This window comes from Rhodococcus sp. 27YEA15 (assembly GCF_049739425.1).
Classification (GTDB): Bacteria; Actinomycetota; Actinomycetes; order Mycobacteriales; family Mycobacteriaceae; genus Rhodococcus_F.
Genome location: NZ_JBMHHW010000001.1, coordinates 1,844,345 through 1,867,023, shown reverse-complemented (window position 1 = coordinate 1,867,023; position 22,679 = coordinate 1,844,345). Strand labels below are relative to the sequence as shown.

General features: G+C 63.2%; 19 protein-coding genes. 13 read left to right on the top strand and 6 right to left on the bottom strand.

What is annotated here, in order from left to right; all coding sequences use genetic code 11:
- The first annotated feature begins 216 nt into the window (after positions 1–216).
- The gene (locus ABH922_RS08560; RefSeq protein WP_424806508.1) at positions 217–1,419 is read left to right on the top strand and encodes a YihY/virulence factor BrkB family protein; all 1,203 of its coding nucleotides are present in this window, start codon (positions 217–219) and stop codon (positions 1,417–1,419) included.
- Here the strand turns inward: ABH922_RS08560 and ABH922_RS08555 are convergent.
- Entirely contained in the window at positions 1,392–1,628 is a 237-nt protein-coding gene (locus ABH922_RS08555) for a DUF3039 domain-containing protein (protein ID WP_424806507.1), read from the bottom strand. The genes ABH922_RS08560 and ABH922_RS08555 overlap by 28 nt on opposite strands.
- An 83-nt stretch (positions 1,629–1,711) precedes the next feature.
- Here ABH922_RS08555 and ABH922_RS08550 point away from each other — a divergent pair, with 83 nt between their 5' ends.
- The 3 genes from ABH922_RS08550 (at position 1,712) to ABH922_RS08540 (ending at position 4,743) form a co-directional block, all read left to right on the top strand.
- Complete coding sequence (locus ABH922_RS08550; RefSeq protein WP_424806506.1) at positions 1,712–2,071, top strand: DUF3099 domain-containing protein; 360 nt, start codon at positions 1,712–1,714, stop codon at positions 2,069–2,071.
- 42 nt (positions 2,072–2,113) lie between these two features.
- Positions 2,114–3,613 (top strand): DUF7059 domain-containing protein, encoded by a 1,500-nt coding sequence (locus tag ABH922_RS08545; protein ID WP_424806505.1) that lies wholly within the window; start codon positions 2,114–2,116, stop codon positions 3,611–3,613.
- Between the two features lie 158 nt (positions 3,614–3,771).
- Positions 3,772–4,743 (top strand): sigma-70 family RNA polymerase sigma factor, encoded by a 972-nt coding sequence (locus ABH922_RS08540; protein ID WP_424806504.1) that lies wholly within the window; start codon positions 3,772–3,774, stop codon positions 4,741–4,743.
- A 128-nt stretch (positions 4,744–4,871) separates the two neighbouring features.
- Here ABH922_RS08540 and ABH922_RS08535 read toward each other — a convergent pair whose 3' ends face one another.
- Positions 4,872–7,574 (bottom strand): GNAT family N-acetyltransferase, encoded by a 2,703-nt coding sequence (locus tag ABH922_RS08535; protein ID WP_424806503.1) that lies wholly within the window; start codon positions 7,572–7,574, stop codon positions 4,872–4,874.
- Positions 7,567–8,838 (bottom strand): acetoin utilization protein AcuC, encoded by a 1,272-nt coding sequence (locus ABH922_RS08530; RefSeq protein WP_424806502.1) that lies wholly within the window; start codon positions 8,836–8,838, stop codon positions 7,567–7,569. The genes ABH922_RS08535 and ABH922_RS08530 overlap by 8 nt, the downstream gene beginning before the upstream one ends.
- A 154-nt stretch (positions 8,839–8,992) precedes the next feature.
- On the opposite strand from ABH922_RS08530, the gene ABH922_RS08525 reads away from it, so the two are divergent.
- On the top strand, positions 8,993–9,679 hold the full coding sequence (locus tag ABH922_RS08525; RefSeq protein WP_424806501.1) for an iron dependent repressor, metal binding and dimerization domain protein: 687 nt from the start codon (positions 8,993–8,995) through the stop codon (positions 9,677–9,679).
- A gap of 5 nt (positions 9,680–9,684) precedes the next feature.
- A complete protein-coding gene (gene galE / locus ABH922_RS08520) occupies positions 9,685–10,680 on the top strand; it encodes a UDP-glucose 4-epimerase GalE (RefSeq protein ID WP_424806500.1) in 996 nt (331 codons plus the stop codon).
- On the opposite strand, the gene ABH922_RS08515 is transcribed toward galE, so the two are convergent.
- Positions 10,659–11,804, bottom strand: a complete 1,146-nt coding sequence (locus ABH922_RS08515) for a DUF4192 domain-containing protein (RefSeq protein WP_424806499.1) — start codon at positions 11,802–11,804, stop codon at positions 10,659–10,661. The genes galE and ABH922_RS08515 overlap by 22 nt on opposite strands.
- 184 nt (positions 11,805–11,988) lie before the next feature.
- On the bottom strand, positions 11,989–12,738 hold the full coding sequence (locus ABH922_RS08510; RefSeq protein WP_424806498.1) for a sensor domain-containing protein: 750 nt from the start codon (positions 12,736–12,738) through the stop codon (positions 11,989–11,991).
- 250 nt (positions 12,739–12,988) lie between these two features.
- Here ABH922_RS08510 and ABH922_RS08505 point away from each other — a divergent pair, with 250 nt between their 5' ends.
- The 3 genes from ABH922_RS08505 (at position 12,989) to ABH922_RS08495 (ending at position 17,700) form a co-directional block, all read left to right on the top strand.
- A complete protein-coding gene (locus ABH922_RS08505; protein ID WP_424806497.1) occupies positions 12,989–13,927 on the top strand; it encodes a proteasome assembly chaperone family protein in 939 nt (312 codons plus the stop codon).
- A 183-nt stretch (positions 13,928–14,110) separates the two neighbouring features.
- The gene (locus ABH922_RS08500; protein WP_424806496.1) at positions 14,111–15,148 is read left to right on the top strand and encodes an alpha/beta fold hydrolase; all 1,038 of its coding nucleotides are present in this window, start codon (positions 14,111–14,113) and stop codon (positions 15,146–15,148) included.
- 47 nt (positions 15,149–15,195) lie between these two features.
- Positions 15,196–17,700: a DEAD/DEAH box helicase gene (locus ABH922_RS08495; RefSeq protein WP_424806495.1), complete on the top strand. Its 2,505-nt coding sequence runs from the start codon at positions 15,196–15,198 to the stop codon at positions 17,698–17,700.
- A 54-nt stretch (positions 17,701–17,754) separates the two neighbouring features.
- Here the strand turns inward: ABH922_RS08495 and ABH922_RS08490 are convergent, their stop codons facing one another.
- The gene (locus ABH922_RS08490) at positions 17,755–18,162 is read right to left on the bottom strand and encodes a DUF5997 family protein (protein WP_424806494.1); all 408 of its coding nucleotides are present in this window, start codon (positions 18,160–18,162) and stop codon (positions 17,755–17,757) included.
- 56 nt (positions 18,163–18,218) lie between these two features.
- Between ABH922_RS08490 and ABH922_RS08485 the strand changes: the two genes are divergently transcribed.
- The 4 genes from ABH922_RS08485 to ABH922_RS08470 all read left to right on the top strand — a co-directional run bounded on the left by ABH922_RS08485 (position 18,219) and on the right by ABH922_RS08470 (position 22,669).
- Complete coding sequence (locus ABH922_RS08485; protein WP_424806493.1) at positions 18,219–19,067, top strand: LysR substrate-binding domain-containing protein; 849 nt, start codon at positions 18,219–18,221, stop codon at positions 19,065–19,067.
- 113 nt (positions 19,068–19,180) lie between these two features.
- Positions 19,181–19,489 carry a hypothetical protein gene (locus ABH922_RS08480; protein WP_424806492.1) on the top strand — a complete coding sequence of 103 codons (309 nt, stop codon included), beginning with the start codon at positions 19,181–19,183 and terminating at the stop codon, positions 19,487–19,489.
- Entirely contained in the window at positions 19,486–21,837 is a 2,352-nt protein-coding gene (locus ABH922_RS08475; RefSeq protein WP_424806491.1) for a hypothetical protein, read from the top strand. Before ABH922_RS08480 ends, ABH922_RS08475 begins: the two co-directional genes overlap by 4 nt.
- Positions 21,838–21,982: 145 nt before the next feature.
- Positions 21,983–22,669 (top strand): hypothetical protein, encoded by a 687-nt coding sequence (locus ABH922_RS08470; protein WP_424806490.1) that lies wholly within the window; start codon positions 21,983–21,985, stop codon positions 22,667–22,669.
- Positions 22,670–22,679 lie beyond the last annotated feature (10 nt).

The following is a 22,679-nucleotide window of genomic DNA, read 5'->3' as shown; positions in this document are numbered from 1 at the left end:
TGTCACAGTCCGTGCCTCCACTGGAATCGCACTGGTTTCTCGCGCTCCTAGAATTTGGGGATTGTCCGGCGACGAGCCTAACCGCAGCCTCTGACGGGCGCCGCATTCGAATGTTCCTGCCATGACCGGTCGCTGGGGAATTGTGTCAGAAATTCCGCGACACGACGAGGACGCGGTTGGGCAACGGGGTGTGTCGTCAGGGATGCTTGAGGGATCATGAGTGGAACGTCGAGCACGAAGTCGAGCGGGAGTGATTTGCGTCACCGCAGTTGGCATCCGCTGCGCCGTGCCGGTCAACTCGTCGGTCGTACCCTGTCCAAGGCCTGGGACGATTCGATCTTCGGTAAAGCCGCGACCGCTGCGTTCTGGCAGACGTTGTCGCTGGCGCCGCTTCTGCTCGGATTGCTGGGCATGATCGGGTACATCGGCGGTTGGTTCGGACCGAACACCGTCGAGATCATCGAGTCCAAGATCGTGACGTTCAGCGGGACGGTGTTCAGCGAGAACGTGGTCGACCAGATCATCCGGCCCACCGTGACCGACGTCCTGCAACGTGGACGGCCGGAGATCATCTCGGTCGGTTTCCTGCTGTCGCTCTGGGCGGGATCGTCGGCGATCAGTACATTCGTCGATTCGATCGTCGAAGCGCACGGTCAACAGGACGCACGAAATCCTGTCTGGCAACGTATCTTCGCCCTGCTGCTCTATGTGATGTTCCTCGTGATGTCCGTGTTCATCCTGCCGTTGGTGGCACTGGGACCCACTCTCGTCGGTCGTGCGATACCCGAGGCCTGGCACCACGTGGGCACCAATCTGATCGATACGTTCTACTACCCCGCCGTCGGACTGTTGGTGATCATCGGGCTCACCACGCTGTACAAAGTGGCGTTGCCGAAGTCGCTGCCCTGGCACCGACTTCTCGCAGGCGCGTTGCTGGCCGGGGTGTTCTTCATGGCGGCGAGTACAGGACTGCGCTGGTACCTGGGCTTCGTCACCAGTACCGGCTACACCTACGGCGCGTTGGCGACGCCGATCGCCTTTCTGCTGTTCACGTTCTTCCTCGGATTCGCGGTAGTTCTCGGCGCCGAGTTCAACGCGGCAGTACAGGAGTTCTGGCCTGCCCGCGCCACTCGCATCGAACAGATGCGTGAATGGTTGGCCGCACAGAACTCGGACGACGAGTCCGGCCCGGTGACCAACCTGACCTGGCGGCTGGCGACGAGCCCTATCCGCGTATCCGGCGATAATCAGGACCCGGCCTCGCCGCCGTCGTACGGACGCCCACGCAGTCTGCAACGCGAGATGCCCACGCCGGTCCAGCTGACGTCGGGCCCGGACGTCTCAGCCGAGGACTGCCCGAACCCGACAACCGACGGCCGCGACGCCGGCGATCATTCGCCCTTACGAAGTCCCTCGTAGATCTTCTTGCAATCGGGGCACACCGGCGATCCGGGTTTCGCCGATTTCGTGACGGGAAACACTTCACCGCACAGGGCGACGACGTGGGTCCCCATGACCGCGCTTTCGGCGATCTTGTTCTTCTTGACGTAGTGGAAGAACTTGGGACTGTCGTCGTCGGTGGTTTCGTCGGTGGATACGTCGGGGCGTTCCTTGGTTTGTGTGCTCATTCGTCCAATAATGCCGTCTCCGTCACAGCGACGCGAGAACAGGGTCGTGTGCAATTGTCGGCCGGGAGTGGAACAGTGGAGTCATGGTAAGAAATGGCGGGTTCGGTAGCTCCGACGAGGCCGGGACTCCCGATAATCCCGTCCTCATCACGGAGGCGCAGAATTCTGTCGAAGAACAGCACAAAGCGCGGGTCCGTAAGTACATGCTCATCATGGTCTTCAGGTTCCCGGCCCTGATCTTCGCGGCCATCGCCTACGGCATCTGGGCGAACGGCTGGATCTCGATGCTCATCATCGGCGCATCCATCCCACTTCCGTGGATCGCGGTACTGATCGCCAACGATCGACCCCCTCGTACCAAGGACGAACCGAGCCGCTACGACGGTCGGCCGAAGAGCGCGGGTGCCATCGAATCGGCGCGTCACCACACCATCGAGGGGTGACGCCGAGCATCGGGTAGCTTCCGCGCCTGCGAGACTGACGGTGTGAGAAGCGAAACGCTCCTGTCCATCGCCCCCGCGCTGCGTGAGGCACTCCTGCGTAACCGGTTCGACACGGACACCTTGCTCGATGTTCTCGGACCCGAAGTCCACTCGGCACTCGGGCGTAACGAGCCGGTTCCGGTACGCCGGGCCAGCCGCGGGCACGGCGATCTGGGTGTCCTCGTCCGCCTCTTCCTGCTGGCGGACGACTGCCCCGCTGCCGACGTCGCCGCCGCCCTCGCACCGCTGACGCTCGCCGACGCGATGAACGCCGGCCTGCTCGAGGGAGAGAACTTCGACACCGAGCATCCGTTGGTGCATGCCGTTGTCGATGTGCGTCCGGTCGACGTCGGCGCCGGTGACAGGTGGGTGATCTCCGACCTCGACGGCGCACTCCGCCCGAAGAAGGCCACCGACGATCACGTCCTGGGTGTCGGCCACGCGTCCCTCTCGCTTCTGCAGGCCACTCCCACCGCACGGGTCGGCAGTGTTCTCGATCTGGGTACCGGATGCGGAATCCAAGCCCTGCACGCTGCAACGTATGCCGATTCGGTGACCGCCACCGACATCAACCAGCGCGCGATCGACCTCACCGCGGCCACGATGGCTCTCAACGGCGTGGAGGTGACGTTGCACCAGGGCTCGTGGTTCGAGCCGGTGGCGGGAAACACGTTCGACCAGGTGGTTGCCAATCCGCCGTTCGTCGTGGGCGAGGGGCGCGTCCACTACACGTACCGCGATTCCGGCCTCGATCTGGACGGGGCCAGTGAGCTGATGATCTCGCGTTCGCTCGACTACCTCAATCCCGGCGGGACTGCGGCGTTGTTGGCGTCGTGGGTTCACGTCGAGGGCGAGGACTGGCGATCACGCATCGCGTCGTGGCTGCCGTCGCACGGCGTCGACGCATGGGTCGTGCAGCGCGATGTGGCTGATCCGGCCTTGTATGTCGGGACATGGCTTGTCGACGGCGGACAGGATCCGCGCGATCCGGGAACCGAAGGTCGCGCGAACGCATGGCTCGATCACCTCGAGGCAGCGAACGTCGAGGGGGTCGGTTTCGGGTTCGTCTTTCTCCGACGCACCGATACCCCTACCGACTTGATGGCCGAAGATCTCCTCCAGGGTTTCTCCGATCCCCTGGGCGCCGAGGCACTGGCCTACTTCGACCGGGTCGCGTGGCTGCGCGAGCACGACGTGCTCCAGGAGCGCTTCGTCCTCGATTCCAGCACTGCGCTCGAGCGGGTCTACCTTCCGGGAGACGAGGGTTGGCAGCAGGTGGTCACCCGAGTCCACCGCGGTGACGGTCCGCACTGGCAGCACGAGGTCGACGAACTGGGCGCGGCGCTGCTCGCCGGCTTACGCGCCGACGGCCTGGCGCTGGGCGAGTTGGTCGAACTTCTCGCCGCCGCACACGGCGAGAACCCGGACGACCTGCGTGACGCGGTGGTCGCGATGATCGTCTCGTTGGTGCGACACGGACTGGTGTTGCCGGTCTCGGGCTGAGTTCCCGACCGGTTCCCGTTTCCCAGGTTCTCAGCAACTTCTCAGGACTGCGAGCGAATATTCGCAGCTAGCGAGGTTTTCGTTCAATAGGGAGCGGGAACTTTCCGGCGTCTCTCACACGTTGAGCACTGTGAGAGACGCCGATAGGGAGGCAAGTCATGACAAGCCCCAGCACCACTACTCGCATTCGTCCGAGCGCCGCGGATCTGGACGCGCAGAGCCCGGCCGCAGACCTGGTCCGTGTTTACCTGAACGGGATCGGACGCACTGCACTGCTCACCGCAGCAGACGAAGTCGAACTCGCCAAGCGAATCGAAGCGGGTTTGTTCGCGGGCCACGTTCTGGCTACCCGCAAGCGCCTGACAGTTGTGAAGAAGCGTGATCTCGCGGCCATCGTTCGCGACGGCGAGTCCGCTCGCAGCCACCTCTTGGAAGCCAACCTGCGCCTGGTGGTCTCGCTGGCCAAGCGTTACACCGGTCGCGGTATGCCGCTGCTCGATCTCATCCAGGAGGGCAACCTGGGCCTGATTCGCGCGATGGAGAAGTTCGACTACGCCAAGGGCTTCAAATTCTCCACGTACGCCACGTGGTGGATTCGCCAGGCGATCACCCGCGGTATGGCCGATCAGAGCCGAACGATTCGGCTGCCAGTCCATCTGGTGGAGCAGGTCAACAAGTTGGCGCGGATCAAGCGTGAACTGCATCAGCAACTCGGCCGCGAAGCCACTGACGACGAGTTGGCCGAGGAGTCGGGTATACCCGCACACAAGATTGCGGATCTCCTCGACCACAGCCGTGACCCGGTGAGCCTGGACATGCCGGTCGGTAGCGACGAAGAAGCTCCTCTCGGCGACTTCATCGAGGATTCGGAAGCAACATCCGCGGAGAACGCGGTCATCGCCGGGCTACTGCACAGCGACGTCCGGAGCGTGCTGGGAACCTTGGACGAGCGCGAGCAGCAAGTCATCCGTCTGCGCTACGGACTCGACGACGGCCAGCCCCGCACTCTCGATCAGATCGGCAAACTCTTCGGGCTCTCCCGTGAGCGTGTTCGTCAGATCGAGCGTGAGGTCATGGGCAAGCTCCGGGTCGGCGATCGCGCCGAGAAGCTGCGCTCGTACGCCAGCTGACGCATCCGCGACAGGATCGGGCACTGCACTGTTTTCTGGTGCGGTGCCCGATCCTGTTGTTCTGTCTTCCCGTTCCGTGCCCTCATCCGGTTGCGCCGACGCAGTCGGCGTCAGAACAGTCGGCTGTGTCAGCGCAGGCGGCGGGGACCTAGATCGATGGCACTGGGTTCGGGACCGATCCGCACTCGCGAGTCGGTGATCTGTGCTGCGGTGGCGGATGCGAGTACTGGTTCGCAGGCGAGTTCGCGCACCTCGGGAATGTCGTCGGCGAGGGCCGAGATGCGTTGCACCAAGTCGATCAATGCGCCCTTGTTCACCGGCACCGCATTTCGGTAACCCGACAGCAGTGGCGCCGCTTTGGGAGCGTCGATCAGTTCTGCGGCCTCGTCCTCGGTGAGTGGAAGAACGCGATACGCCCGGTCACCGAGCAGGTCCGAGATGACACCTGCCAGTCCGAACGAGATGAGGGAGCCGAACGACGGGTCGTCCTGCACTCCGACCACGCAGCCGATGCCCTTGGTCGCCATCTTCTGTACATGCAACAACGGTTCACCGGATGCGGCTGCCAGATCTCGGTAGGCAAGCCGCACCGAATCCGGTCCGATCAGGTCGAGCCGAACACCACCCAGATCGGGGCGGTGCCGCCATTGATCGCCGGTGGCCTTCACCGCCACGGGATAGCCCAGGGACTCGGCCGCCTCGACGGCTTCGTCCTCGCCGAGTACCGATCGGAATTCCACGACGTTGACGCCGTAGCACTCGAGTAGCGCGGCGGCTTCGACGTCCGAGAGCCATCGACCAGCCGAGTTCTCCAGCCAACCCGCCACCATCGATTTTGCTCGTTCGGCATCGATACCGCTGGGACGTAACACTTTCGATGCAGGCCTGCTTCGCCATTCGGCATATCGCCAGGCCCGTGCCAGCGCCAGGGCGGCGCGTTCGGGACCGGGATACGACGGCACTGATCCTCGGGTCGGGTTTCCGACTTCGTCCCGCACCGCCAAAACGTCCGGAATACCTTCGGCAGCAAGGAAAGTGGTGAGGATCGGCTTGTCGGATCCGGCGACGGCGTCTTTGAGTGCCTTGGCGAACGGCTCGACCGGTATGGCAACTGGCGGCACGAACACGGCGATGACCGCGTCGACGTCGAAGGACGCCAGTGCATCGCGCACTGCCGACGCGAACAACTCCGGACTGGCCTGTGCTCCGAGATCGACGGGATCTCCGACTTGAAGCCCTTCGCTGCGGGCGGCATCGGCGGCGAGTACTCCGAGGGCGGTGGAGTTACCGATGACGGCGAGTCGAGGCCCAGCTGGCAGTGGCTGGTATCCGAACAGCAGGGCGCAGTCGAAGAGTTGCGAAATGGAGCCGACCTGGATGACTCCGGCCTGCTCGAAGAGCGCGCGCACGATGGAGTCGTCGATTTCCACTCCGGTCGCTGCCAGTACCGGAGGAACGGCATGCCGCCCGCTCTTGACCGCCACGATCGGTTTGTGGCGCGCCACCCGCCTGGCGATGCGGGAGAACTTGCGGGGATTACCGAAGCTCTCCAGATACAGGAGCACCACCTCGGTGGCCTTGTCCGAGTCCCAGTACTGCAACAAGTCGTTTCCGGACACATCGGCACGGTTACCGGCGGAGACGAAGGCAGACAGGCCGATTCGGCTGCGGGCGGCCTCGTCGAGGATCGCTATACCTAGTGCTCCGGACTGACAGAAGAATCCCACGTTGCCGGGAGCGGGCAGAACCGGCGCCAATGTCGCGTTCAGCGAGATCGCCGGATCGTTGTTCGCCACCCCGAGCGCATTGGGTCCGATCAGGCGCATTCCGTGCGCGCGGGCTGCATGAACAAGCTTGCGTTCGGATGATCGCCCGTCCGGGCCGCTCTCGCTGAAACCGGACGACACCACGACCAGCGCTTTGACCCCCTTGACCAGACAGTCGTCGAGCACCGAGCTGATCGACTCGGCCGGAACGGCAACCACGGCGAGGTCGACGTCGTCGGGGATGTCGCGCACGGTGGGATAGGCGCGCACCCCGTGGACCGACCGGTGTTCGGCGTTGACGGGGTACACCGGCCCGGTGAATCCGCCGCGCAGTAGGTTCGTCAGCACCGCACCGCCCACCTTCGAACGGTCAGCCGATGCACCGATGACGGCGACGGACCGTGGGCTGAGTACGTTGCCCATGCTGCGCGCCTCGGCCGCACGTTCACGCGAATTACGGACCGAGACCAGAGCTTCGGTCGGGTCGATGGCGAATTCGAGTCTCAGCACACCGCCGTCGAACGATCGACTGACCTGATATCCCGCTTCACGAAAGACCGTCACCATGTTGCGGTTCTCCGCGAGAACTTCGGCGACGAACATCGTCAGACCGTTCTCGGCCGCCGCTGCCGCGAGATACTCGAGCAAGATCGGACCGAGCCCGCGTCCCTGATGCGCGTCCGCCACGACGAACGCGACCTCCGCCGACTTTCCGTCGCCGACGTCGAGAAGCCGTTCGTACCGGCCGACCGCGATGATCTCGTCGCCGAGAACCATCACGAACGCCACCCGATTGCGGTGGTCCACGGTGGTGAAGTTGGTGACGTCTCGCTTCGACATGGTCGGGTACGGTCCGAAGTACCGAAGATAGCGGGTCCGTTCGGAGAGCTTGCCGTGGAATTCGATCAGAGTCGGAGCATCTTCGGGCACTATCGGTCGCAATGCCACGGCGCCACCGTCGGAGGCGAGTACGTCGACCACCCAACTGTGGGGGTAGGCGTGTGCGGCATCGGCCGACGTCGCACCAGTGGGTACCGACGGTTCGGTGGCAGACTGATCAGTCACGTGGATCCTCCGGATCGAGGCCGAGCAGGGGGAACGCAGCGCGGCGCGTTGCGATGATGGCGGAATCGATACGAGTCAGTGCTCGGTCGACCGATGCGACTCCGGTCTCCGGAGTTCCACCCGGGCCGTCCCATCTCGCGTAGTCGACGTCTCCCCCGTCGCCCATGGTCGCGGGTAGTTCGACGCTCGGTGCCAGCGCTGCCGTCGATTCCCGCCAGTCGGCCGGTACCTCCGTGCGCACGTCTATCTCGCGGTCCAATGCGGCTGCGATCAGGTGCGTCCATGCCCGGGGAACAACCCTGACGAGCCCGTACCCACCGCCGCCGACGGCCAACCATCGGCCTTCGGCGTAGCGGTCGGCCAGATCTCGCATGGCCAGGAAAGCCGCCCGCTGACCGTCGACAGTGAGTGCGAGATCGGCGAGCGGATCTTCACGATGCGAGTCCACTCCGCACTGACTGACGATGATCTGCGGTCCGAACGCGGCGATCGCGCCGGGAACGACCGCGTGAAACGCGCGTAACCACAAGGCGTCGACGGTGCCCGGCAGGACCGGAACGTTGACGGCGGTGCCTTCGGCGGCTCCACTGCCGACTTCGCTGGACCATCCGGTATTGGGCCACAGCGTCGCCGGGTGCTGATGCATCGAGACCGTCAGAACACGCGGATCCTCCAGGAACGCGTGCTGGACACCGTCGCCGTGGTGGGCGTCGACGTCGATGTAGGCGATTCGGTCGTACCCGTTGTCGAGCAGCCAGGAAATCGCCACCGCCGCGTCGTTGTACACACAGAATCCAGAGGCCCAGTCCGCCATTGCATGATGCATGCCGCCGCCGATGCTGACCGCACGACGGGTTCGTCCCGACGCTATCTCCTGCGCGGCTGCCAGTGAGCCGCCGGCCAGGATGGCACTCGCCTCGTGCATGTGGGGGAACACCGGATTGTCTTCCGTACCCAGGCCATGAGGAACGTCGAGTCCGTTGACGCCGTTCGACGCCGAACTGCCTGCCGTCTTCACCGCCTGCAGATAAGCGGGCGTATGTATCCGGAGCAGATCCGTGTCGGACGCGGGACGGGGCTCGAGGAACTCTATCCCTTCGAGCAGACCCAGACTTCTGGACAGCGCCATGGTCAAGTCGAGACGGGTCGGATTCATCGGGTGGTCGGCACTCCACCGATAACTCAGGTATTCCGGACTCCAGACGACTACGCGATTCGCGCGCGGTGTGTCGAAGTCCCCGTCTGTTGTGATCGACGCGGTCATGTGGTCACGCTACTTGTTCGACCTCGTCCCTCGTACGGCATATCGAAGTGTCGGCGCGAAGTGGCTGCTGCGACCTCGCACACGTGCCGTGACGTCGCCGTCACCGTATCCCCGACTCGGACGGTAGACTTGAACATCGACGAAGGGGTTGAGTGTGAAGGATCTAGTCGACACCACGGAGATGTATCTCCGGACGATCTACGACTTGGAAGAAGAAGGTGTGATTCCCCTCCGCGCACGGATCGCGGAACGGCTCGAACAGAGCGGGCCCACGGTCAGCCAGACCGTTGCACGGATGGAGCGTGACGGCTTGCTGATGGTGGCAGGCGATCGACACCTGGAGCTCACCGACAAGGGCCGCGACCTGGCTGTGTCGGTCATGCGTAAGCATCGATTGGCCGAACGACTGCTCGTCGACGTGATCGGTCTCAAGTGGGAAGACGTGCATGCGGAGGCATGTCGTTGGGAGCACGTGATGAGCGAAGAGGTTGAACGTCGACTGGTGGTCGTGTTGAACAATCCGACGACGTCGCCGTACGGCAACCCCATCCCGGGTTTGGACCAACTCGGTCTGGACGGTCCGTCCACTGCGGCCGAGACGCTGGTGCGTCTGACCGATCTCCCGCACGGCAAGCAGGTGGCCGTGGTGGTTCGACGTCTGGCCGAACACGTCCAGTCCGATCCCGAGGTGATCGCGCAGTTGCGTGATGCCGGTGTCGTTCCGGACGCTCGCGTGACCGTCGAGGCGCGACCGGGGTCGGTGACCATCATCGTTCCCGGACACAGCGGTTTCGATCTGTCCGAGGAAATGGCCCATGCCGTTCAGGTCAAGCAGGTCTGAGCTTCGTGAAACTTCTGGTCACCGGCGGGGCCGGTTACGTCGGTAGCGTGTGCGCCACCGTATTGCTCGAGCGCGGACACGAGGTCGTCGTCGTCGACAACCTGTCCACGGGTAACGCGGACGCGGTACCCGTCGGGGCCGAGTTCGTCGAAGGTGACGTCGGTGAGCTCGCTTCCGCACTGCTCGGCACTTCCGGCAACCCGGTTTTCGACGGCGTACTGCACTTCGCGGCGCAGTCACTGGTCGGGGAATCGGTGTTGCAGCCGGAAAAGTACTGGCGCGGCAACGTGGTCACGACCATCGAACTGCTCGAGGCGATTCGACAGTCCGGAACTCCCCGACTCGTCTTCTCGTCCACGGCCGCCACCTACGGAGAGCCGGAGCAGTCCCCCATCGTGGAGACTGCTCCGACCCGCCCCACCAACCCGTACGGCGCAACCAAACTCGCCATCGACCACGCGATCACGTCGTACTCGATCGCGCACGGTGTGGCTGCGACGAGTCTGCGATATTTCAACGTCGCCGGCGCCTACAAAGCCGCGGGCGAGAATCGTGTGATCGAAACCCATCTGATTCCACTGGTTCTCCAGGTTGCGTTGCAGCAACGCGACAAGATCTCGGTGTTCGGTACGGACTGGCCGACACCGGACGGCACCGCAGTGCGCGATTACATCCACGTTCTGGATCTCGCCGAAGCCCATCTGCTCGCACTCGAGACCTCCGTCCCGGGCGAGCACCGGATCTACAACCTCGGTAGCGGTGCCGGGTTCAGTGTCCGCGAGGTCATCGCGGCCTGTGCCCGTGTGACAGGTCTGCCGATCAACGTCGAAGACGCAGCACGACGACTCGGCGATCCTGCTGTGCTCATCGCATCGAGCGCCAAGGCCATCGCCGAGTTGGGTTGGTCGCCGACGCGCACCGACCTCGACGTGATCGTCGCCGACGCCTGGCAATTCCTACAGGATCTGGGCGATCGATCTCATTCGGCACGCCGACCGTAGTCCCCGGGTATGCCCTCGCAGTTCGTCTGCGGGGGCAGCTCGGTGATGTCGAACCCCTGGCCGATCGACAGCCCTACTGCGGCAAGGTCTCTGATGCCGTCCGGCCGAACCCCGGACTGCAGTGAGATGTCGAGTAACCAGGCCAAGGAGTGGTCCGGATCAGATTCCAGTGCCTGCGCAAATGCGATTCCAGCCAAGGGCCCGTCGCCGCGGACATACGCCGAGTAGCCGAGAAGCGTTGCCGGCCAAGCCCGTTCCGGATCGGGTAGTTCGTGGGTCAGTGCCGTCCACAACATCTCGGCCGCCCCTGACGATCGAGTGATCGCCAGACCCATCAGCACGTCACGAACGCGCACATCGGTCAGTGCCACGGCCAAGCGCGCGTATTCCTCGGCGGAGAGTCGAACACCGGCGTTTCCGACGCGCTCCACCTGTCTCAGCACGGTGGACACTCGCGAACGCACTCCGCCGAACTCGTCGTCGTCCGAATCTCCGGCCGCCGACGCACGAATCAGGTCGATCAGCTCCGCGATGACGCGGTGATCGCGGGATCTACCGCGCACCGCGTTCACCAGTTCGTCACGGGACCCGCGAATGATCCGGCCGCCCCACACCTGCGCGGCCGCCACCGACGACGACGACGGGTCAGGCACGATTCCGTGGCGATCGCTCTGTACGACGCTCGTCCACACGCAATCGGTCTCGATACTCGGCACACTCAGTGCGTCGACCAGGTCGATCGACATCGGAGCCAATAGGTCTGCGAACGCACTTGCAATGGTCAATGATTCTCCGAACGGGTACGCACCGACCACGATCAGAATCACACCGGTGGCCTCTTCTACCGCACAGACCGCAGCGAACTGCTCGAGTGCCAGTATCACCGGTCGCGCCGGGGTACCTCCGTCACACGGGAAATAGTCGTGGCGCATGACCGGCCCGAGAGTCTTGGTCTCGGTTCCCTTCAGCGCCACCGCAAGCACCGAATCGACAGGGCAGAAACCCAGGAGGGCCGGAACTGCGGCGATCAGTTCGCCGGGGTTGGAGACATGCTCGGACGGCGGCTCGAACTCGTCGTGCTGATCCGGAAGCTCGAATTCGTGAGGAGAGTGTGAAGGTGTCATGCCAAGACAATGACGCACGACATCGATCGAGCTGCCGACACAACCTGGGAAAATACGTCCACGCATTTCGCCTGTGGACCGGTATGCGCGCTGGGGACAGCACACGGCCTCTGATCACTCGCGCTGTCGGCGTGTCGGTGGCACGTGATCACCGAATATTCGGTGGCACGTGCCCACGAAATGTTCAGCCTTTGCGAACTTTCGCCACCGCTGCGGTGAAGGTCTGATCGAGTGGCGCCGACGCATCGGCCACGCTTGCGAAGGTCATCAAGGTGACCGATATTCGCACGTCGTCGACTTGCGCGAGCAGAGTCAACATCGTCTGCGTTCCCCCCGCAGCAGTCGGCGTGGTCACGGTCCGCCGCAACGCCATCGACTCGTCCGCGTCCACCGGAGCAGGTGGCAGAATCTCCGTCTCGACGGTCGAGGTCACGCCGTTGGCGGTCACCTTCGTCGTGTGACAGCGACGGGTGCGTTCTTCCCACTCGGTCAGTCGTCCGGTGGCGTCCCGCGTCAGCTCCACCGAGATCGTCGTTCGAGTGGCGTTGTCGGTCCCGACCGCCATCACCGTGGAATCCGGGCCGTAATCCTGTTTCGGTTGCGCACATTCCGGCGGCTGCACTGTTGCACCGCGCGGAACCCCCACCAAGTCGGGCGCAGCCATCGGTACCGCTTGCGCGGGAAGCGTGACCGCATCGAACGGGCTCGGGAACTCCGACGGCGCGAGAAGCAGGGTATCCAAACTTGCCGAATGTACTACCGCCGAGGGCGCCGACGTGATGGTAGGCGTACCCGCATCGGACTGCGACACCCGATGATCGGCAATGGCCTGGCCGGACGTGGACTGTGCGCAACCCGACATCAGCCCCGTCGCGAGGCCGATGACCACGAGTCCGGCCACCGTGTGCGGCGCTGTGGCTCGAGTACCTTGCACGAGATCCTCCAATTCAGCCCTCGGCCGATCCGGTCGATGCTCGCCGTGACTCCTCCCTCACTCTGCCACGTACGGCGTTCGGCTCACGACTTCGCTGTCGGCGAACGCATCGAATCGGCTGTTGGGGAATGATCACCCACGACGCCGGTGTTCTGTGCACAGAGGAGAATTCCAGTGGAGTGCGCTGCTGTCACCGATCGCGCCGATAGTGGACACTGGAACAAGAGACCGACAAGCGAAGGGGACTGCGATGGATGACCAGTCGAAAATGTACGAGCTGGAATTCCCGGCACCCCAGGTATCGGCCGCCGATGGGCAGGGCCCGATCTTGATTCACGGGTTGGAGGGATATTCCGACGCCGGGCATGCCGTGAAACTCGCGACCACACATCTTCGGGAGAGCCTCGAGACCGAACTGGTGGCCTCGTTCGCAGTGGACGAATTGATCGACTACCGATCGCGCAGACCGACCATGACGTTCAAGGCCGACCACTTCTCCGACTACGATGCTCCGACGCTGAATCTGTACGCGGTGCGCGACAACGCCGGCACACCGTTCCTGCTCCTGGCTGGCCTGGAGCCCGATCTGAAGTGGGAACGCTTCACGACGGCGGTACGGTTACTCGCCGAGCAGTTCGGGGTTCGTCGCACCATCGGACTCAATGCGATCCCGATGGCGATTCCCCACACCCGGCCGCTGGGTGTCACGGCTCACTCCACCAACAAGGAGCTCATTCAAGATCACCAGCGGTGGTCCGGTGAGCTTCAGGTGCCGGGAAGCGCGTCGTCGTTGATCGAACTTCGGATGTCGCAGCACGGTCACGAGGCAATGGGATTCTCGGTGCACGTACCGCACTACCTGTCCCAGACGGACTATCCGGGGGCTGCGGAAACCTTGCTGGAGAATGTCTCGGCCGTGTCCGATCTCGATCTTCCGCTCGCCGCACTCGGGGAGGCCGCAGCGCGAGTTCGTGAGCAGGTCAACGAGCACATCGCCGGAAACGACGAAGTGCAGAACGTCGTCCACGCACTGGAGCGGCAGTACGACACGTTCGTCGCAGCGCAGGAGCAGCAGTCCTCGTTGCTGGCCGGCGAGGCCGACCTTCCCAGTGGCGACGAGATCGGTGCCGAACTGGAACGATTCCTGGCAGAGCAGAGCGGAACCGACGGATTCGGTAGCGCCGAGTAATCGCCTGGGCCGTCGGTAGCGGGAATGCGGAATGCGACATTGTGCACATTCCGCAATCTTCTCGTTATCTGGGCCGTTGTCCAGGACACATTCGTCGGATAGCCTCGACCCAGCGTGTTTCAAGTTGTCGGCTCAACAGGCTTGGTCGAACATTCCTGATCACGCCCTGAGCCAGGAGGCGACATGAGTAGACCGGGGCACCGCCAGCTTCGACCGGTTCCGGACGAGGAACCTCGGATGATGTTCCGCACCATCCACGGCTATCGGCGTGCGTATCGCATTGCGGGCGAAGGCCCGGCCCTGCTCCTCCTGCACGGTATCGGAGACAATTCGTCGACCTGGGCGGATATCATCCCGCACCTGGCGAAGAAGTACACGGTCATCGCGCCTGATCTGCTCGGCCACGGCCGTTCGGACAAGCCTCGGGCCGACTACTCGGTGGCCGCGTACGCCAACGGGATGCGTGATCTGCTCTCCACTCTCGGGATCGAACACGTGACGGTGATCGGGCACTCGCTCGGTGGTGGCGTCGCGATGCAGTTCTCGTATCAGTTCCCACACATGGTCGACCGGCTTGTGCTGGTGTCGTCCGGTGGTGTCACGAAAGACGTTCATCCCCTACTTCGACTGATGTCGGTTCCGGTGGTCAACGAGGTGGTCAAGCTTCTCCGTATTCCTGGAGCGATGCCGCTGGTTCGTGCGGCAGGTGGGCTGGCCGGAATGGTTCACGGATCGAACTTTCGCCCGGGATCGATGCTGCACGACACTCCGGATCTGATTCGGGTTCTCGCGGACCTTCCCGACCCCACCGCATACGAGGCATACCTGCGGACCCTGCGGGCCGTCGTCGACTGGCGGGGACAGGTCGTCACGATGCTCGACCGATGTTATCTGACCGAGAATCTGCCGGTTCAGTTGATCTGGGGAGACGGCGACACCGTCATTCCGGTCTCGCATGCGCGACTCGCACATGCGGCGATGCCCAATTCTCGCCTCGAAATCTTCCAGGGTTCAGGACATTTCCCGTTCCATGACGATCCGATGCGTTTCCTGCAGGTCGTCGAGGACTTCCTCTCCACAACCGCCCCCCTCGTCTTCGACGAGGCACGCTGGCGGCACATGCTGGTCTCGGGTGTGGGTGAGAACAACATCAGCGGCACCGCCTCCACTCGAATGGCAGTGCTCGACGCGATGGGCTCGGACGAGCGCAGCGCAACCTGATCCGAGCGCACCGCAGGCCTGACGGGCCGGGCAGCTAGCCTGTACTGGTGCTGCTGACGGAACTTCTCCCCGACAACGCGGATCCTGATTCCGTTTTCGACGCCTTCTCTTCGTGGACCCTCGAGCGAGGACTGACGCTGTACCCAGCGCAGGAAGAGGCCGTGATGGAGTTGGTCTCGGGAGCAAACGTGATCCTGGCGACCCCCACCGGTTCAGGTAAGTCCATGGTGGCGATCGGCGCCCATTTCCACGCCATGGCCACCGGCAAGCGAACGTACTACACCGCGCCCATCAAAGCACTCGTGAGCGAGAAGTTCTTCGCGCTGTGCGATGTTTTCGGGGCCGCGAACGTGGGCATGATGACCGGCGATGCCGCCGTGAACTCGTCGGCGCCCATCATCTGTGCCACCGCCGAGATCGTCGCGAACCTGGCACTGCGCGAGGGACCGAACTCCGACATCGGGCAGGTGGTGATGGACGAGTTCCACTTCTACTCCGAACCCGATCGCGGCTGGGCCTGGCAGGTACCGTTGATCGAGCTGCCTCATGCCCAGTTTCTGCTGATGTCGGCAACACTCGGCGAGGTCGACTTCTTCTCCGCTGACATCACCCGGCGCACGGGCAGACCCACCACGGTGGTCTCCGGCACCGAACGTCCGGTGCCACTGATGTTCTCGTACGCCACGACGACGGTCGGTGAAACCATCGAAGACCTGGTGACCACCAACCAGTCCCCCGTTTACATCGTGCATTTCACGCAGGCGGCCGCCCTCGAGCGCGCGCAGGCACTGACGAGCGTCAACTTCTGCTCCAAGGAGGAGAAGGAAGCGATTGCCGAGGCACTGGGCGGATTCCGGTTCACGACCGGATTCGGCAAGACGCTCTCCCGCCTGGTGCGCCACGGTATCGGCGTCCACCACGCCGGAATGCTGCCCAAATACCGGCGTCTGATCGAGGTTCTGGCGCAGGACGGACTACTCAAGGTCATCTGCGGGACCGACACTTTAGGGGTGGGCATCAATGTTCCCATCCGTACCGTGCTGCTTACCGGGCTGGCCAAGTACGACGGTGTCCGCACCCGGCACTTGAAGGCCCGCGAGTTCCACCAGATCGCTGGTAGAGCCGGGCGGGCCGGGTACGACACGATGGGTACCGTCGTCGTCCAGGCACCGGAGCACGAAGTCGAGAATCTCAAGGCCGTCGCCAAAGCCGGCGACGATCCGAAGAAGATCCGTAAGATCCAGCGCAAGAAGGCTCCCGAAGGATTTGTCTCGTGGAGTGAGGCCACCTTCGACCGACTCGTCGCCGCGTCGCCGGAACCGTTGGTCTCCAGATTCTCGGTGAGCAACTCGATGCTGCTCAACGTGATCGCCCGTCCGGGCAACTGCTTTCAGGCCATGCGTCACCTTCTCGAGGACAACCACGAATCGCGTCCGGCGCAGCGTAAGCACATCCTCAAGGCGATCTCGCTGTATCGAGGGTTACTCGGCGCCGGAATCGTCGAACGTCTCGACAAGCCCGACGAGCACGGCCGAATGGCGCGCTTGACCATGGACTTGCAGCGCGACTTCGCCCTCAATCAACCGCTCTCACCGTTCGCGCTGGCCGCCTTCGAACTTCTCGACGTCGAATCCGACAGCTACGCGCTCGATGTCGTCTCGATCATCGAATCGACGCTCGACGATCCGCGCCAGGTTTTGATGGCACAGCAGCATTTCGCGCGCGGGGAGGCCGTCGCCCAGATGAAGGCCGACGGTATCGAATACGAGGAGCGAATGGAACTCCTCGAAGAGGTTACGTGGCCGAAACCGTTGTCGGAGTTACTCTTCCCGGCGTTCGAGATGTACCGGGGTGGACATCCGTGGATCACGGAGTTCGCGCTCTCCCCCAAGTCGGTAGTCCGCGACATGGTCGAGCGTGCCATGACGTTCGCCGAGTTGATCAGCCATTACGGGCTCACTCGCTCCGAAGGCCTGGTGCTGCGCTATCTCGCCGACGCGTACCGGGCGCTGCGGCAGACGGTACCGACCGAGGCACGGACCGACGAGCTCGAGGACATCATCGAGTGGCTCGGTGAGCTGATTCGCCAGGTCGATTCCAGCCTGCTCGACGAATGGGAATCGTTGACCGATCCCGGCGCGGAAACCGATGACGTCCAGGTTGCCTTCGGGGCGGACGCCCCACGCCCGATCTCCGCGAACGCCCGCGCCTTCCGAGTGATGGTGCGCAACGCGATGTTCCGGCGCATAGATCTGGCGGCACGACGACAATGGTTCGATCTCGCGAATCTCGAGGACGGTATCGATGCCGACGAATGGGAAGAGCAGCTGCTCCCCTATTTCGAGGAGTACGCGACCATCGGAACCGGGCCGTCGGCGCGTGGTCCGCAGCTGTTCCAGGTCACTGCCGAAGGAGAGTTCTGGCGAGTGCGTCAGGTACTCGAAGACCCCGAGGGTGATCACGGCTGGGCTCTACTGGCTGTCGTCGACATCCCGGAGTCGGATGCGGCGGGCGAGATCGTGTTCGACGAGCTCAGCGTCGTCGAAGGCTGACCGCTGTGCGCCTTTGTCAACCGCCCGCGGTTGACAAAGGCGCACAGGGAAGGGTTAACCCCTCTTGGGCTTTCGCGGCTGATTACGCCGTGCCGCGTGCTTTTCCTTGATGCGCACGTTCTCGGCGCGCACCTCGGCTTGCAGTGCGCGTTCCTTCTCCAGCCACTCCGGCTTCTCGTCCAGAAGTGCGGCGATCTGATCCGTGGTGAGTGCATCGTCGACACCACCGCGTGCGAGCCCGGCGATGGACACGCCCAACTTGGCGGCGATGACCGGGCGCGGGTGGGGTCCGGTGCGACGCAGCTCGAGTAGCCATTGCGGCGGCTCGGTCTGCAGTGCGGTCAACTCTTCACGGGTCACGTCGCCTTCCTGGAACTGCGCAGGTGTTGCTTCCAGGTACACACCCAACTTCTTTGCAGCCGTCGTCGGCTTCATCGTCTGGGGCGTTTTGTTCGACGTCATGGGACAAGAGTAACGAGCCTACGCGAGCGGTTTTACCAAGGCGGTAACCTGAGCGGGTGACAGCGCCGGATAGTCCAACCATCTTTCGACTCGCGTACGCCCCGGGCGTGACGCCCACCAAGTGGGTTCGGGTGTGGCACGAGCGTCTTCCCGAGGTTCGCCTCGAACTCGTTCCGGTACCGGTTCTCGAGCTCACCGCGACACTGCGGGACAGGGGCGCGGATGCCGGCCTGGTCCGTTTGCCGATCGGTCGAGACGGGATCAGCGCGATCTCGCTCTATGCCGAAACTCCCGTGGTCGTGATACCGAAGGACCACGTGTTCACCGCGGTGGACCGAATTTCGGTCGACGATTTGAGCGACGAGATCGTTCTGCATCCGCTCGAGGACACTCTGGAGTGGTCGAGCCGCCCCGGTAAGGAGGCCGCCGAACGTCCCGCGACCGTTGCCGACGCCATCGAATTGGTGGCGGCGGGCGTCGGAGTGGTCGTTGTTCCCCAGTCACTGGCGCGCCTGCACCACCGTAAGGATCTGACGTTCGTACCGGTGGACGGTGCTCCCGAGTCACCGATTGCGTTGGCCTGGCTCGAAGACGAGACCACCGATCTGATCGAAGAGCTGATCGGGATCGTGCGTGGCCGGACGGCCCAGAGTTCGCGGGGCCGCAACGGTGCGCCGGCCGAGAAGATCAAAGGCTCGGTGAAGGCCAAGCTGGCAGCGCGCGAGCGGCGCGCCGAGGCCGCGAAGAACGGACAGAAGCCGAAGGGTGCCGGTACCGCCAAGAACATCTCGGGCCGCAACTCGGGTGCAGGCAAGGCCAAAGCCGGTGGCAGGTCCGGTAGCGGCAAGTCCGGTGGAACCAAGAGTTCGGGTGGCCGATTCTCCGGAAAACCGAAGGGCCGTTAAGGATTTCATGCGCACTGCACGGACGTCGGCGCGCCATTGCCGTGCTGATGTCTCGTCCATGCTCTATCCTCAGTTCACTGCAATGAGGTAGTTGAATTCGGGGGGATTCGTTCATGGGTGTGGAAACGTTCGCCGCTGATCCAGCCGAATTGGCAAGCGCAGCGGCAGGGCTGACCGCTCCTGCTGCTGCTGTCACCGGTTTCTCGGCATCGGAGGCCGGTACCGCCGCAACACGTGGCGCTGCGGGTTCGATGTTCGCCACAGCGATAACCGACAACGCCGTCGCAGTCGACGGGCTCGGACGCGCGATCGGAGCGGGAATCACCGCTACCAGTGCTTGCCTGGAAAACTCCGCCCGAGAGTTCGTCGAAGTCGACTCCTCCAACGGCGCCCGGATCGAGGATTCAGGCGACATACGATGACTCTGTCGATCTCGCAGATTCGATCCTGGAACCTCGACGCCGTCGACAGCTATGCCGCCTCCCTCGGCAACGGACGCGACGTCTTCGACAGCAACGTCGATACCACATACCGCATCATGGACACGGCAACCACCACCTGGAGTGGCACTGCGGCGACAGCGGCCTGGGATTCGGCGACCCGTCTGCATACCTTCGGTCGAGACGCAGTCTCGACGGTCGCCGACGCCCAACGGTGCGTCACGGCACAAACGACGAACCTCCGATACGCCAGGGAAACGCTTGTCAGCCGAGTCGACCAGGCGAGCGCCGACGGTTTCACCGTCGCCGACGACGGGTCAGTCACAGCGACGCCGGACATTCAGGCCGGCGCAGACCCACACGACGTGCGCGACCGCCTCGAATACCACGCATGGCGCATCGGTGCGGCACTGACCGATGTCAACGACACCGACGCGCGTGCCGCCGGTGCGCTCGCCGACATCACTGCCGCCGGCACCTCACTCCTCGACCGCAAGGCGGACTTCGGAATCCCGGATGCAACGCTGACCGCCACTACACATTCGATCCGGTTGGACGGACACGGTGCCGACGATTCCGACGTTCTCGCCCGATCCACAGAGGCAACGCCCGAGAGTGAAGCTGCCAAGCAACGACTGATCGCCGCGACGACACTCACCTCCGAACAACAGGCGCAACTCGCCGCCGGCGGACCGGTAGTTCTCGACCCGATACAACTCGCGTACCTCCGCGAGTTCTACGCCGACACCGACCTCGACGAAATGAAGGACATCAACGCCCGAGCGGCAGGTTTCCGAACCCTCGCCTTTCCCGATGCAAATATCGCCGCGGACCCTCGAATACCCGATGCCCTCGCGTCCGGCATGTTCACCGTCGCCAATCCGCACGTCGGCGACGGCACCGGAACCGTCGGCAGCCTCGACAATCTTCCACCCGACGTCCGTACGATCTTCAGCGATCCTGCGTACAGTTCGCAGCTGAGGCCCGACGAATTTTTCACCACCACGAAGATCAACCATTACGACGATTCGAATGCCCTCACGGATATTCTCCGAAATGCCGATCCGGCAACACAATCGGGTAGCGCTCTCAGTTCTGCATTGCTCGATCGAACCGCAGATCTCGCACCGTTACATACGCAAACCTCGCCGAGTGCACCGATGCACCTGATCCTCGACGACAACGACCGCCCCATCAGCAACGACGAACTCGATTCCACGCTCACCACAGCCCTCGACGTCGCCACTCGGGACACTTCGTCGAACGCCGAATTCCTCACCGACCCGGCGCACAAAGAAAATCTGACACACCTGTTCACTCGCGATTGGAACGATGACGGACGAGCCGTCAGCGGTCTCACCCAGTGGATCGGACCCGACGCCACTCACCCCGACCCAGCTGTCGCCGAACGCGCCGGCACCTCAGCCCTCGCACTCGCCCATAATCTCGCCGACGGCAAAAGCACCTTCCTCGACATTCCCGGCCTCGGCGACAGGTCCATCGGCGAAGTAAATCCCGCATTGACCCAGTCCATCGGCGCCGCGATGACCCCGTACATCGGAAACCTCGTCGGATTGGCACCAGATCAAACCGGCACCCTCGGATTCGAAAATCTCGACACCTACGACAACAGGTTCGCCAACGCGAAATCGTTGATCGCGATCATCGACAGCGATCCCGAGGCTGCCGCCGGTTTCAATGCTCATATGCTCGGCGCCTCGAGCCAACTCCAGGGGACCTTCGTCGAAAAAAGCATGAGCGGCGACATCGCCGCAGGCTCTTCGCAGTACGCCATTTATGCCGGCAGGGTCCAGTCACTGATGGATGGCGCCCTCGAGGAAGAGGCCCTCAACCGCACCGGCGACGCTGCGGCAGCGCAGCAGGACATCCTAGGCAGGCGTGGGAAGACGTACGACGAACTCGGATGGCTGATTTCCGGGGGCACCGCCATGATTCCCGGCTTCGGGCCACCGACCAGCGTTGCGGTCAGCATGCTCGGAGTCGAACTGCGGGACCACGTCGTCGGTGCTCCGGTGGACGTTCCGCCAGCGCAACTCAACTTCTCGGACCGGTCTACGGACTCCACGACTTTGCTTGACTATCGGTTGGTCCAGGCACTTGACAACGCATACGGGAGAAGTGATTTCGAAGTCCTCAATGACTTTCGAATCGACGGTGACTTCGACCAGTCCCTGACACCGATCAATATCGAAACGCTGGGAAACAACGCTACACTGGACGGCGCTCTTCAAGACTACTTGAGATTCCGTGGATTCAATCGAGATACCTTCATGGTCAACTTGATGGACGGTCTCAATGATGTCGGATAGGACTTCTACGGCGAAATCTCATCGGAACCGCAGCACCGCAAAAGCTCTCGCGCTTATTTTGATCGCGGGAATCTGCATGTCGAGTTGTTCGTCTTCCGAGCCACCCGCATCCGTCACCGCTACATCGGTCCCGCAAAGTAGCTACATGCTGCCGCACTACATGACCGACTACCGCAATCATTGGATCGCAGACCCCGGCATCGACCTGTTCGGCGAAGAAGCCACCATAGTCCGGGCATTCATAGAATCCGACGCCGTCGTAGAGAGTAGCGGCGACAGCAACCAGGCCTATCCAGGATTCACTCGTGCCACAGCCGACACCCGCGGAACAATCTCGAACGATCGTCGCTACGGAAACCGGCCCGGTACACCACCACGAACCTATCGCGGCACCAGCATCAACCGCATACTCAGCATCGAAGACATTCAACCTGAATACCGCGGCGATTCCACCGTCGTCGTCTACGTTTGCACCGACGCATACGACACCGACTACGACGGCCGCCAACCAGATTGGTACCGTCCACCGAGCGGAAGCCACGAAATCAGGATGCACAACACGACCCCGTCACCTCCAGGTACTGTTTACCCCCTGTTCGAGGGACCACGCAACGCGCCCAAGGACGACGTGTTCGGCGGCTGGATCGTCGATAAATACACCAACGCCACCAGCAATCGCGCACAGCAAGACCTTTGCTCAGAGTGGTTCAAATCTCGTCACGACGGGAAACGACTCAGGGCGTGGAACGACTTCACTCCACCACTCGTTCTGCCCAACTACCCCGGCTGGCCGGACGACAACGACGACGACCCACAACAGCCGCAATCTTGATCGGGCATGC